Source organism: Mesorhizobium sp. BH1-1-5, from assembly GCF_020165615.1.
Classification (GTDB): Bacteria; Pseudomonadota; Alphaproteobacteria; order Rhizobiales; family Rhizobiaceae; genus Mesorhizobium.
This window is the reverse complement of the sequence record NZ_JAIUIM010000006.1, coordinates 139,129-151,699: the sequence shown is the minus strand read 5'-3', so window position 1 is coordinate 151,699 and position 12,571 is coordinate 139,129. Positions and strand designations below refer to the sequence as shown.

Annotated in this window: 11 protein-coding genes; 2 read left to right on the top strand and 9 right to left on the bottom strand. The window is 63.7% G+C overall.

Going from position 1 to position 12,571, the window contains the following annotated elements:
• Positions 1-25: 25 nt before the first annotated feature.
• On the bottom strand, positions 26-1,201 hold the full coding sequence (locus LB572_RS10250; protein ID WP_140802003.1) for a glycosyltransferase family 4 protein: 1,176 nt from the start codon (positions 1,199-1,201) through the stop codon (positions 26-28).
• A gap of 196 nt (positions 1,202-1,397) precedes the next feature.
• On the opposite strand from LB572_RS10250, the gene LB572_RS10245 reads away from it, so the two are divergent.
• Both LB572_RS10245 and LB572_RS10240 read left to right on the top strand, forming a co-directional pair.
• On the top strand, positions 1,398-2,894 hold the full coding sequence (locus LB572_RS10245; RefSeq protein WP_140802002.1) for a lipopolysaccharide biosynthesis protein: 1,497 nt from the start codon (positions 1,398-1,400) through the stop codon (positions 2,892-2,894).
• Positions 2,895-2,933: 39 nt separating this feature from the next.
• Entirely contained in the window at positions 2,934-3,956 is a 1,023-nt protein-coding gene (locus LB572_RS10240) for a phosphoribosyltransferase (RefSeq protein WP_140802001.1), read from the top strand.
• 109 nt (positions 3,957-4,065) lie between these two features.
• Here LB572_RS10240 and LB572_RS10235 read toward each other — a convergent pair whose 3' ends face one another.
• From LB572_RS10235 to LB572_RS10200, 8 genes are all read right to left on the bottom strand, one after another.
• Positions 4,066-5,145, bottom strand: a complete 1,080-nt coding sequence (locus LB572_RS10235; RefSeq protein WP_140802000.1) for a glycosyltransferase — start codon at positions 5,143-5,145, stop codon at positions 4,066-4,068.
• A gap of 59 nt (positions 5,146-5,204) precedes the next feature.
• Positions 5,205-6,425, bottom strand: a complete 1,221-nt coding sequence (locus tag LB572_RS10230) for a glycosyltransferase family 2 protein (RefSeq protein WP_181179167.1) — start codon at positions 6,423-6,425, stop codon at positions 5,205-5,207.
• A gap of 93 nt (positions 6,426-6,518) precedes the next feature.
• Complete coding sequence (locus tag LB572_RS10225; RefSeq protein WP_140801998.1) at positions 6,519-6,962, bottom strand: hypothetical protein; 444 nt, start codon at positions 6,960-6,962, stop codon at positions 6,519-6,521.
• A gap of 11 nt (positions 6,963-6,973) precedes the next feature.
• The gene (locus LB572_RS10220; RefSeq protein WP_140801997.1) at positions 6,974-8,422 is read right to left on the bottom strand and encodes a GMC oxidoreductase; all 1,449 of its coding nucleotides are present in this window, start codon (positions 8,420-8,422) and stop codon (positions 6,974-6,976) included.
• Between the two features lie 90 nt (positions 8,423-8,512).
• On the bottom strand, positions 8,513-9,844 hold the full coding sequence (locus tag LB572_RS10215; RefSeq protein ID WP_140801996.1) for a UDP-glucose dehydrogenase family protein: 1,332 nt from the start codon (positions 9,842-9,844) through the stop codon (positions 8,513-8,515).
• A 131-nt stretch (positions 9,845-9,975) separates the two neighbouring features.
• Positions 9,976-10,848, bottom strand: coding sequence for a glycoside hydrolase family 16 protein (locus LB572_RS10210; RefSeq protein WP_224667636.1), 873 nt, complete (start codon positions 10,846-10,848; stop codon positions 9,976-9,978).
• 192 nt (positions 10,849-11,040) lie between these two features.
• Positions 11,041-11,418, bottom strand: coding sequence for a hypothetical protein (locus LB572_RS10205; protein ID WP_140801994.1), 378 nt, complete (start codon positions 11,416-11,418; stop codon positions 11,041-11,043).
• 124 nt (positions 11,419-11,542) lie between these two features.
• A complete protein-coding gene (locus tag LB572_RS10200) occupies positions 11,543-12,565 on the bottom strand; it encodes a glycosyltransferase family 2 protein (RefSeq protein ID WP_140801993.1) in 1,023 nt (340 codons plus the stop codon).
• Between the last annotated feature and the right edge of the window lie 6 nt (positions 12,566-12,571).

The following is a 12,571-nucleotide window of genomic DNA, read 5'->3' as shown; positions in this document are numbered from 1 at the left end:
ATCGGTTCTTGTGCGTCTCCCGCCATCACGCCGCCGCCTCCGTCGTCGCAAAATTTGAAGGCATCGCGGCAAGGCCGCGCAGTTTGTCGACGAAGGCTGCGCAGTCGCTGCGGTCGTAGCTCCAGATCCTGGGATTGCGCGCCAACACCCGCGACTTCAGGCCGCGATATCGGTCCTGATCCATCCGGCCGAGCATCGTCTCGATGGCTTCAGGCGTGGCTTCGGACAGGAGCACGCCTATGTCCTGCCCCTTGAGGAACCTGCCGGTTTCGGTGCCGGCCATCGAGATCGGCACGGCGCCGAAGCGGCAGCCCTCATAGAGGCGGTTGGGAAGCAGCCATTCCGAATTCTGGCCGGCCTCGAAGAAATCGATCGCCCAGGAGAAATGCACTTCCCCGTAGATGGCCGCCATGTCCTCCGGGTTGCGGTAAGGCCCCTCGAACGAAAGCCAGGGCTCGGCCTCGACGAAACCGCGAAAGTCCGGGAATTCGGACAGCGCCGGGCGGCCCCTGAGCACGACCTCGAAACGCCCGGCCTGGCGGCGGGTGAAATCGGCCAGCAATTCCAGCGAGCGGCGGCAGCGCAGCGCGCCGAACCAGCCGATGCGCCACGGCGGCGTCGCCGGGCTGTCGTCCTCGAAAGACTGCGCGGCGACAACGGACGCCGCCTCGAAATATTTGTTCTCGATCAGCTCGACGGGCGCGCCGATCTGCCCGAACGGCTCGAAATAATTGGCGATGAAGGCGGGCGAACTCGTCACCAGGAGCTTCACGTCGCGGGCGAGACGACGCTCGGCGCCGCGCAGCGTCCTGCCGACGAAATCGTCGCGCAGCACAAGACGATGGATATCGAGGCATTCATAGACGATCGGCATGCTCCCTCCGAGCGCGCCATTGGCGCGGCGGGCCAGCGCCAGCATTTCGAGGTTGCGCGCGATGATGAGATCGGGCGTGGGCATGGCGCCCAGCTTCGCGCCGATCGACATGGCTGCCTTGGCGACCGCGCCGAGGCGTTGCGCGAATCGGCCGTCGCGCGTCGCGCCGAGGTCGACAGGCTCGACACCCTCGATCTCGGCGACCGGGCTGGTGGTGCGGCGGAAGCCCGCCAGGGTGACCCTGGCGCCGCCTGCCTTGAGCATCTGAACCCTCCGGCGCACCGCCGGGTCGGATACGTCATGCACAAGGTACAAGACATGCAGCATGTAACTCGACCGCTGTTGGGCCCACCCATCGGGGATGCTAGTACAGCTTTTGCTGCATCGCAACAATTTTGGTGCGGCGTAGCAAATGCCCGCACATTTTTTGTTGCACTGCAAAAACGTATTGCGGTAGCTTATGCATGGCGGCGGGCGCCGGTCTCGACGATGTCGGACCGATGCAAGATCAGGGATCCTGAATTTGGAAACCAGTGCATTCGATCCGCCTGAGGGCTCGCTGCGCAAATCGGTCGGACGCGGCGCGGTCGTCACCGCGATAGCGCAAGGCGTGCGGGTGGCGACGCAGATCATCTCCGTCATCGTGCTGTCGCGCTTGTTGTCGCCGCAGGATTTCGGCGTCGTGGCGATGTGCGCGCCGGTGCTTGCCTTCATCGCGCTGTTCCAGGATTTCGGCCTGACCCAGGCGACGATCCAGAAGACCGGCATCCGCCACGAGGAAGTCAACTACCTGTTCTGGATCAACGTGGCGGTGAGCACGCTGCTTGCCTGCGTGCTTGCGGCTTCGGCGCCGCTGGTAGCCGCCTTCTATGGCGAGCCGCGCGTGACAGGCCTCGTCGCCGCCTTCGGCCTGCAGATCATAGCCTATGGCCTGGGGGCCCAGCATGTGGCGCTGCTGACGCGCCGCATGGAGTTCACGCGGCTGGCCATCATCGACATCGCCAGCGCCATCGTCGGTGTCGGCGTCTCGATCGCCTGGACCTTCATCGACCGCTCCTATTGGGCGCTTTTCGCCGGCACGCTGGCAAGCGCCGTGCTGCCGACGTTGTGCTACTGGTACTCTTCGCGCTGGCGTCCCGGCCTGCCGCGCAAGGTCGACGGCATCGGCGCGCTGATCAATTTCGGCGCCGGCATCACCGGCTTCAATTTCGCCAATTTCTTCGCCCGCAACCTCGACAATGTGCTGATCGGCAAATACTGGGGCGAGGCGCAGCTCGGCCTCTACGACCGCGCCTACAAGCTTCTGCTCTTCCCGCTCAGCCAGATCACCAATCCGCTGGCGAAGGTGATGGTGCCGGCGCTGTCGCGATTGAAGGACGAGCCGGACCGCTACCGCAGCGCGTATCTGCGAGTCATGCCGCTGATCCTTCTGGTGGCGCTCCCGGGCGTCGCCTTCGCCACCGCCATGTCGGACACGCTCATTCCCTTCGTGCTCGGCGAGCAGTGGCGGGGAAGCGCGCCGATCTTCCTGGCGCTGGGCTTTGCCGGATTGCTGCAGCCGCTCAACAACCCCGCGGGATGGCTGTTCGTAAGCCAGGGCCGCTCGGGCGACTTCATGCGCTGGGGCATCGTCACCGCGGTGACCTCGGTGCTGGCCTTCGCCATCGGCCTTCCCTACGGCGCGCTCGGCGTCGCGGTCGCCTACGCCATCAGCGAGTATATGCGCACGCCCTTCCTGTGGCTCTATGTCGGCAGGCACGGACCGCTCAAGGCCAGCCATGTGCTCCACGCGGCCTTGCCTTTCGTGCTTGGCGCGCATGTGGCGTTCGGCCTGGTCTGGATCGTCAAACCAATGCTGCAGGCGCCGCCCGTCGTCGCGCTGGCCGCCGGCGCGGCGCTCTCCTATGCCGCCACCATTGTCGTCGCGCTCGCCTTCGGCGCCGGCCGCGACGCGCTTCGCGAGGCCTTGCGGCTGGTCCCGGCACGAGGGTTTTCCGCCGCCCCCAGCGGGGCGAAATGAGCCCGCGCGACACGCTGATCTCAGAACAGGGATAACCGCATGAACTACCGATCGATTTCAGACATGAACGACGCGATCGTGCGCAACCTGCACCGGCTGCCGCGCGATATCGACCTGGTCGTCGGCGTGCCGAGGAGCGGCATCCTCGCCGGCACCATGGTCAGCCTGATCGCGAACATCCCGATGACCGATCTCGACAGCTTCCTGGCCGGCAGGATCTATACGTCCGGGATCACCAAGCGCTGGGCAGGCCTCGACCGGCAGGCTTCCGAGATGCGCAAGGTCCTGGTGATCGACGACAGCATCATCGGCGGCACCGCCATGCGCGATGCGCGCGAAAAGGTCGCGGTCAGCGGCATTAAGGGCGATTTCATCTTCGCCGCCGTGTTCGGCCTGTCGCTGCAGCACGAGGAAACCGACATGGTCTTCGAGGCCGTGCCGCATCCCAGGATGTTCCAGTGGAATTTCATGCATCATATGTTCCTCGAGCAGTGCTGCGTCGACATTGACGGCGTGCTTTGCCTCGACCCGACCGAGGACGAAAACGACGACGGCCCGGCCTACGAGAAATTCCTGGCCGAGGCGCGGCCGTTGCTCGCGCCGACACGCAAGATCGGCTGGCTGGTGACGAGCCGGCTGGAAAAATACCGCAAGCTGACCGAGGCATGGCTCGCCAGCCGCGACATCAAATACGATCATCTCATCATGCTCGATCTGCCGAACAAGGCCGAGCGGCAGCGGCTTGGCGCGCATGGCAGCTTCAAGGCCGAATTCTACCGCAAATCGGACGCCATCCTGTTCATCGAGAGCGAGCACGAGCAGGCGCAGAGGATCGCCAGGCTCTCCGGCAAGCCGGTGCTGTGCGTCGAAACCAACGTTGTGAGCCTGCCCGACCCGATGTCGCTGCCGGCGCTGCAGCAGGCGGCGCGCAACCTGCCCGCGCGGCTGAGGCAGATCAATTCGACCGACGGGCGAAAGCAGGCCGTCAAGGCGACGGCCCGGGCGCTGCTCGGCGAGCGCGGCTACGCGGCCCTGAAGAACCGGGTGAAGCGCCCGGCGTAGAGCGTTAAAGCGCGTCGCGATCTTTCAGATTCGCTCCTTGCGCTTTAGGCTTTTGATTTTGCGCATGTCTTTGCCTCGAAACCGGTTCCCACTTTCGGGAGACATGCTTTTAGGCCGCGCGCCGGACGCCCTGCCGGGCCGCCCTTTCGAGCAGATCGAGAAACACAACCAGCTGCCGCGCCGGATCGAGTTCCGGGCGTTTGGAGAAGGCAACAGCCGCGGCCGATAGCCGTTCGTATTCCTGGCGATCGTTCCACAGGCGCCTCACCGCCGCAGCCCAGTCGGCGAGCGGGGCGTCGTAGTCGAGCACCACGCCGCCGGGCCCGATGGCTTCCGGCAGGCCGCCCCGTTTCGATCCGACGACAGGGATGCCGCTGCAATGCGCCTCTGACGCGACGCGGCCCCAGGCTTCCTCCCATTTGCTCGGGGCAAGCAGGATCCTGGTGCGGCCATAGACCGTCTTCATGTCGTTGGTGCGGTTTTCGAGCGTAACGTTCGGAAGCGGCGCGATGGTCTTGTCGATGCGGGCGCGATGGTCGTCGTCCAGCTTCCAGCTTTCCAGGAAAAGGAACGGGATCTCCGGACAGGCAGCCGCGATCCTGACCGCCAGGTCGAAACCCTTCTCCTCGTAGGGGTTGATCATGGTGACGAATTCGCCGGTCGTGTGCGTGCAGTAGAGCGCGTCGTTGATGGTCGGCGGAAGCACGATGGACTCGATGCCGAATTTTTCCTTGTAGGTGCGCGCCGTGAACTCCGAATTGGCGATGAATAAGGCCGAACCGAGCTCACGCGGATCGCCGGCGAGCTCATGGAATTCGACATTGTGGAGATAGACGACCAACGGCACCCCTTCGGCCAGAAGCGCCTTTCCGAGCAGGACCGACTTATGGCACTGCACGACGGCGACGTCGGGTCTGGTCTTCCCGACGGCGAAACCGGCCGCTTCCCAGGGGAACCAGGCGCGCATCACCGGATAGCCTGGAAAAGTGTCGACGACCGCGGGCTGCCGCAGCAGCTTCATCTTGGCGCGCGCCTTGAAGCCGAACATGCCGTCGCCGAACAGCGAGGCGAGGACCGAGGCCTGGTGACCGTGCTCGATCAGCTGCTCGACCAGATGATGGGTGTTGGATTGCACGCCGCCGGTAAACTCGGGGATGTATCCGTTGCCGCTTGCAAAAAGCACTTTCATCGGTCGGCTCCTAATTCGGTCCAGCGTTGTCCGGCAATCCGGCGCTCAATTGCAGGCCGTCAGCTTGCGCCGCGCAGCAACGGAAGCTTCGACGTCATCGCCCGACAGAGGCGCCCGACCGAGCCTGAAAGAGACAACGTCGAGTACTCCCGCCAGAGCCTCGATGCAGGAACCAGTTTTCCCGCCTTCAAATCGCGGACGAGGAAATGCGGGAAGGAGTGCATGTATTCCCTGACGATATCGGTCTTCAGGGCTCCCGCCTTCCATCCCTTCACGGCCGAGACGAATTCGTCGGCGGGGGCGGTGGCCAGGCCCGTGTCGTAGGCTTCGAAGGTGCGCCGCACGATGGCGCGTTCCTTGTCGCTGAGCGACGTCTTTCCGGCCCGCTCGGCAAGCAAGGCATAGCGGCGGATATCCTCGGCCGCGTGGTGCCATAGGCCCTTCCTGGCCATGATGCTCGAGCGCTGCAGCAGCGCCTGCATCTCGAGATCGGCCGTCTTCGGCAAGGCCTGCTCCGAGCGGTCGAGATATTCATGCAGATCGACCGATTTGTAGATCGCTTCCATGATCACCCGGTCGTACGAGCCCCAGGCCTTGATCCGGTCGGTATAGGAAATCACCACCTTGGTGCTGCCGCGCACCATGTCGTGCTGGCGCTGGAAGAACATCAGGCCGTCGACCCTGACGCCCTTGAACCGCCGCGCCAGCCTCAGCATCATCTCGTAGTCCTGCGACCGGACCAGGGTCTCGTTGAAGCCTCCCACCTCGTCATAGCATTTGCGGCGCACCAGGAGGCCCGGCTGGTGGACGTGGCAATATTCGAGATGGGACGGGAAGAAATTGTCTTGGGCGACATGGCCGAAGGCGACGATCTCGTAATCCTGCTCCGCGATCTGTGCCGAACGCTGGAAACGCGCATATTCGCCGAAAGCGAAGTCCGCCGCCGAATCCTGCTCGAAGGCAGCGAGAAACCGCTCGAGCGCCGTCGGATGCGCGACGTCGTCGTCGTCGAATATCCAGACGAAATCTCCCCTGCAGTGCTTCAGCGCGAAATTCAGCGCCGTCGACTTGCCGCCATTCTCCTTGCGGTAATATTCGACCGGCGCGGGAAAAGCGCCCGCCACCGCGCCGGTGTTGTCCGTCGAGCCGTCGTCCACGATCAGGATCTGATCCGGCACCACAGTCTGCCGCAGCAGGCTGTCGATGGCTTCGGGCAGGAACTTTTCCCGGTTGAAGGTAGGGACGATGACGGTGACCGTCGGTTTGCGCTGCGCAGCCATTGGGGACCTCATGCTAGAGCAATTCCAGGAAAAGTGCGGGACGGTTTTCCGTCCGGAATTGCGTGAAAGCAAAGAGCTTCTGTTCCGCCTGCCTTACGCATTCTGCGGTTCCAGATTGGCGAAGGGATTGGTGCATGGATGCCAGCCGGTGAAGCGGATCGGATCGTCGGGCGAGCTGCGCCAGGCATAATCGGTCAGCATGTGGAACTCGGCGATGACCCAGCGGTCGAAATGGCGGAGGTCGCGCCGCTTGTCCTGGGGCAGCAGCTCGCGCGCCTTGCCGAGCTTCACCGTTTCCGCCAGCGTCACCACGTCCGCCACCTTGGCGCTCGGGAATATCCAAGGGTTGCGGTTCTGGAATTCGAGCACGAACTGCTGCAGGTGTTCGATGCGCATGTTGAGCGGGCCGAAATATTTCTCCAGCGTGACGCGAACCAGGTCCTCGTCCGAGAAGGACGAGACGGCAGCGGCCGCGATGCCGGTGGAGGCAATCCCGCCGGCGACGATGGCCAGTGCGGTGCGGCGCGTGATCTTCATCGGGCTCTCCCTCATGCTGCCAGCTTGCCCGCCGCCCGCAAGGACAGGGCAGCCGCGGTCAGGCTTGGATTGGCGCAGGAACAGCTCGGATAGGTGCTGGTGCCGACAACCACGAGGTTCCTAAGCTGGTGATGGACCATGTCGCGGTCGACCACGGAGTCGGCCGGGCCCGTGCCCATGCGCAGCGTGCCCTGCACATGCGATTCGGTCGGCCTTATGCCGCGATCGAAAATCTCTTCGACCGGCAGCGGCTTGAGCAGTTCCGGCAGCCTTTCCAGCGCTTTCGCCATGCCCTTGGTCGCATAGTCCGACGCGCCCTTGAAGGTCACGAAGGCGTTGTCGTCCTTGTCGAGGATAACGCGGTTTTCCGGATCGAGCAGGTTCTCGGTGACAATGACCAGCGGCAGCACCTGCCGCAGCCGCCCCGGTTCGGCGCGCATGCCGTGCTGCCAGCGGTTCTCGAAATAGACGAGCGCCGCCGCGTGCTCGGCGCGATGCGGGCCGTCGTAGAGGCCGAAATTCAGACCAGTGGTGATGGTCGAGCCGTCGAAATTGTCGACGCCGCCGAGATAGGCCTCGTAATTCCAGCCATAGGATTCGTGCAGACCCAGGCCGACGAACTCGCCGCCAAGTCCGGAGCGCAGCAAGATCGCCGGGCTCTGTATGGCATTGGCGCCGAGGATGAAGAGATCGCCGCTGACCGAATATTCCTTGCCCTGCTGCGTGAAGACGACGGAACGGACCGCGCCGCCGACATGGTCGAACCGGCGCACCTCGACTCCGAGGCAGACCGAGACCTCCGGATGCTGGAAGACATGCATCAAGCCGTTGTTGACGGTGAACTTGGCATCCGCCGGGCACAGCCAGCATCTGAGATTGGCGCAGCACGAGGCGCGCTGCGACGTCGCCACGCGCGCCCGGGCGGTCGGCATGACGAAATGCTGATCCGGCTGCGCCGCCTTCATCATGCGGTCGGGCGTCGACATGCGGTGCGGCGGCTGCGGAAACGGCCGCGAGCGCGGCAGCATTCGCGCCATGTCGGGGTCGCCGGAGATCGACATGATCTCCTCGGCGTCGCCGTAGAACGGCTCGAGCTCGTCATAGCTGATCGGCCAGTCGTTGCCGACGCCGTAGGTGCTCTTCAGCTTGAAGTCGTTGGGGTGGAAACGCGGCGTCTGCGCGAACCAGCAATTGGTGCCGCCGCCAAGGCCGATCGTATAGTTCCACGGCTTGTCGGCATTGTCGGTCTTATAGGTGCTTTCGTCGTCGATGTCGGTGTTGGCGTTCTGGCTGAGCTGCCACTCATGCGTGTTGTGGCGGCCCCATTCGAGCACCAGGACGCGGGCTTTGCGCCGTTTCAGGAATTCGTGCAGGAAGAAGGACGAACCGAAACCGGATCCGATGACGACGAGATCGAAATGCTCGCTGGCGATTTGTTCGGGCCGAACGTCGAGCACCATCAGATCGAACCCTCCTGCTTTGCGCGCATGGTCATTGTCGGCCCCGCTGTCGTTCGCGGCGGCGGCTGTCCTCGAGGCTTGCGGCCATCGTCATGCCGCCATCCTGCCGATCGAGAAATATTCGATGCCGTAGCGCGCGATCACCTTCGGATCGTAGAGGTTGCGGCCGTCGAAGATGACCGCCGTCGTCAGCGCGTCCTTGAGCGCGTCGAAGGACGGCGCGCGGAAGCTCTTCCATTCGGTGCAGATCAACAGCGCGTCGGCGCCGCGCAGCGCCGCCTCCTTGGTGCCGCACAAGAGCAGGTCGTCGCGCAGGCCGTAGATCGCCTGGCATTCCTGCATCGCCTCCGGGTCATAGGCCTGCACCTTGGCGCCGGCCGCCCACAGCGCTTCCATCAGCGTGCGCGACGGCGCCTCGCGCATGTCGTCGGTGTTGGGCTTGAAGGCGAGTCCCCAGACGGCGAACGTCTTGCCCCTGAGCGCACCCTTGAAATAGTGGTTGACCTTGTCGAACAGGACCGACTTTTGCGCATTGTTGCGCTCCTCGACGGCGCGCAGCAGCTTGGCATCGAACTTGACACCCTCGGCGGTCTTGATCAGCGCGCGCACGTCCTTCGGAAAACAGGAGCCGCCATAGCCCAGGCCGGGATAGATGAAGTGGTAGCCGATGCGCGGATCCGAGCCGATGCCCTTGCGCACCTCCTCGATGTCGGCGCCGAGCTGCTCGGCGAGATTGGCCATCTCGTTCATGAAGCTGATCTTGGTCGCCAGCATGCAGTTGGCGGCGTATTTGGTGAATTCGGCGCTGCGCACATCCATCACGATCATCTTCTCGTGGTTGCGGTTGAACGGCGCGTAGAGCTCGCGCATCACCATCTCGGTGTCCTCGCTGAAGGTGCCGACGATGATGCGGTCCGGCTTCATGCAATCGGCGACCGCCGAGCCCTCCTTGAGGAATTCGGGATTGGAGGCGACATCGAAGGCGAGATCCTCGCGGCCGCGCTTCTTCAGCGTTTCGGCGATCCTGGCCTTCACCTTCTCGCACGTGCCGACCGGCACGGTCGACTTGCCGACGACGATCTTGGCGCTGTCCATCTCACGGCCGATGGTCTCGGCGACGGCCAGCACATATTTCAGGTCGGCCGAGCCATCCTCGCCCGGCGGCGTGCCGACCGCGATCATCTGGATCTGGCCATGCCGGACCGCCGCTGCCGCGTCGGTGGTGAAGCGGATGCGGCCGGCCGCGTGGTTTTCCTTGACGAGGGCTTCCAAGCCGGGTTCGAAAATCGGGATCAGGCCCTGGTTGAGCCGCTCCACCTTCTTCTCGTCGATATCGACGCAAACCACCTCGTGGCCGACCTCGGCAAGCACTGCGGCCTGGACGAGACCGACATAGCCAATCCCAAACACCGTCAAATTCATTTGGTTCTATTCCTGTCAAAGGCCGGGCCGCAAAAGCGGTCCGGCCGGTTCAGATGTCCCCCAGGCCCGACGGCCTAGCTGGTTCGGCATGATCTTACCCCAAAACCGGTTCCCACTTTTGGGGATCATGCCTAGTTGGAATTACTTATGCTGCATGCCAGCGATTCCGGAAACTGGCATGGCTGACCCAAGGCGGTGAAAGCGACGCGCTTGACCTCCATGGTCACCTTGCTGCCGGGATCGGTGAAGGCGCCCATCCAGTTGGTCAGCTTGTCGCTGCCCCAGAGGCTGAAGAAGATTTTCTGCGAATGGGTGGGCAGCTCGTCGGGGTTGGTCACCTCATGGACGAGCTTGCCGTTGACATACCAGCGCAGGCGGTCCTTCTCCCAGACGAAGCCGTAGTCGTTGAAGCCCTTGTCGGCGCCGCCTTCGACGTCGACCAGCTTGCCGTTCTTCGGCTTGCCCTGGATGTAGCTGTTGACCTGCACCTTCGACGGATCCTTGGTGAGGACCTCGAAGTCGATCTCGTCCCAGGGCTGTTTGTCCTGCGGGCCGATATAGGAGAAGAAGGCGGCGTTGAGGCCCGAGCCGGTGCCGGTCTTCATCCGCGCCTCATAGACGCCGTAGCCGTAGCGCTGCTTGGTCTGGATCTCGGCGCAGGCGAAATCGCGGTCCTTCAGCTTGCGCTTTTCGAAGCCCAGCGACAGCACGCCGTCGGAAAGCCGAACCAGATCCTTCGACCAGGTGCAGTTCTGATGGGCGCCATTAGTCCAGCCGTCCGAGACGAACCAGCGGGACTGGTTGAAATTCGAGAAATTGTCGACGAAGGACGGCGCGCTTTGCAGCTCTTGCTGCGCCTCTTGCGCGTGCGCCGGATGCAGGCTCGCCGCGATCGCAAGCAGGGCGCCGACCACGCCGAGCCGAAGGTTGGTTAATCCGCTCCCTGGCGCATGCGATATCGCGCAAGCCGCCACGGTGGAGGTGTTGTCTGGATCTGCGTTCATAACAAACTCACCTTGTGTTGTTCCGCCCCAACCCAAAGTCATCCTTGGCCCGCCTGAGCGAGCCCTTCCGATCCTCCGCCTTTGAACTCCGCTCTGTTCCTTGTTTTTACGCAATTCCGGACGGAAAACCGCTCACACTTTTCCTGGAATTGCTTCAGTGCCTCGGACCGATGACGGCGCCCGCAGGCGCCATCAGCCTCTTGCCGTCGCCTGCGCAGCAGACCGGTCGGAACCATCCTCGACGATCGCGTCAAGGGAATGACGCAGTTCCTTCACCAGGCCTTTCTGGCGAACGAGGTCTGCAATGCGCCGCTCGCAATTCAGGATCGAATTCGTCATCGCGCTGACATCCGAGCCCTTGCTGGTCGACGCCGAACCATTCTCCATCGCCTCGACCAGAAAGGCCGCGTTGGCGGCCGTCGACCTGTAACGATTCTCCAGCCCGGTCTTCTCCGCCTCGATCTCGGCCGCAATCTGGTCGAACAGCTTCGCCAGCCGGTCGAAACGCTGGAGATCGGTCTGCCGGTCGCGAGCCGGATCCCGGGATCTGAAGCCAAAAATCGAAGCCATGCTATCGGCCTTTCGAAATTGCTGCATTGCAACATAGACTGCCATTACCGCAGCGACTAGGCAACATCATAGTTTTGCAAATGCGGATTTTTTGAGGGGCGACGGCTTCCGGCGCGATGCGGGATCACTCGTTTGCGGCGCTCGTTGCCGCCATCAGGAAGCGCGTCGGCGGTATTTGTTGCTTTGCAGCAATACCGGTGCGACGGAACAGCGCGTCGAGTTTGTCGGTGGCGACGCCGCGCACGATCGGGATCAGATTCGACTGGCTGGCGAAGGCGTAAGCCGCGGCCGACGCCAGCCCATGCTCGGCTTTCACGTCGAGGAAATTGCGCAACCGGTATTTGTCGCGGACATGGCGCTCGTGGCGACGCAACGCGGCCTTCGAGCGCTCCGGCAGGTTGTCGAGCGCCAGCAGCGCCAGGTCCGCATCGGCAAGACGCTTCAGATCCAGCGTCCTGTGGCGACCGCTCAGCGAATCGGCGCGCACGATCGCGCCATAGCCGCAGGACTTGATGATCTTGAAGCGCGCCCCGCGGGCGACGGCGCGCGCGTAGAGTTCGTAATCCTCGCCAAGCCTGAGATTCTCGTCGTAGCCCAGCCCGTGCCGTTCGAGAAAAGCCCGGCTGATCACCGGCTTCAGGAAACCGAGCTCGCCGCGCAGGACGCGGCGGCGCGAGATGTTGCCGTCGATGAAGCGCTCGAAATCTAGAAATTCCGGATCGGCCGCGAAAGACGGCGCGGCGACCTTGGCAAGGTCGGTCGCGGCATCGTCGCGGATCAGCATGATGTTGTCGGCGGCGAAATCCCAGTCGGCGCTGGCGAAAAGCCTGCGGAAGCGGCCTTCGAGGAAGAAATCGTCGGCGTCGAGAATGCTGATGAAGGGCGATCTGGAGGCCTGGATGGCGGCGTTGCGCGCGGCGGACGGACCGCGATTGACGTCGAAGCGGATGACGGCCAGCCGGCCGCTGCCGTCGTCGGCGGCCAAAGCCACATCGCGGGTGTCGTCGGTGGAGGCGTCGTCGACCACGACGACCTCGGCGACTTCCGCCTCGCGCAGCGCCGAAGCGATGGCGGCGGGAATCGTGCGCGCCGCATTGCGGGCGGCGATGATGACGCAGACCCCCGGGCTCGTCACAGGCGTCGTCATGGGCAT

Coding starts and splice junctions, on each gene's coding strand:
- LB572_RS10250 (WP_140802003.1), bottom strand. CDS start 1,201: ATGCTGCATGTCTTGTACCTTGTGCATGACGTATCCGACCCGGCGGTG.
- LB572_RS10240 (WP_140802001.1), top strand. CDS start 2,934: ATGAACTACCGATCGATTTCAGACATGAACGACGCGATCGTGCGCAAC.
- LB572_RS10235 (WP_140802000.1), bottom strand. CDS start 5,145: ATGAAAGTGCTTTTTGCAAGCGGCAACGGATACATCCCCGAGTTTACC.
- LB572_RS10230 (WP_181179167.1), bottom strand. CDS start 6,425: ATGGCTGCGCAGCGCAAACCGACGGTCACCGTCATCGTCCCTACCTTC.
- LB572_RS10225 (WP_140801998.1), bottom strand. CDS start 6,962: ATGAAGATCACGCGCCGCACCGCACTGGCCATCGTCGCCGGCGGGATT.
- LB572_RS10220 (WP_140801997.1), bottom strand. CDS start 8,422: ATGGTGCTCGACGTTCGGCCCGAACAAATCGCCAGCGAGCATTTCGAT.
- LB572_RS10215 (WP_140801996.1), bottom strand. CDS start 9,844: ATGAATTTGACGGTGTTTGGGATTGGCTATGTCGGTCTCGTCCAGGCC.
- LB572_RS10210 (WP_224667636.1), bottom strand. CDS start 10,848: ATGAACGCAGATCCAGACAACACCTCCACCGTGGCGGCTTGCGCGATA.
- LB572_RS10205 (WP_140801994.1), bottom strand. CDS start 11,418: ATGGCTTCGATTTTTGGCTTCAGATCCCGGGATCCGGCTCGCGACCGG.
- LB572_RS10200 (WP_140801993.1), bottom strand. CDS start 12,565: ATGACGACGCCTGTGACGAGCCCGGGGGTCTGCGTCATCATCGCCGCC.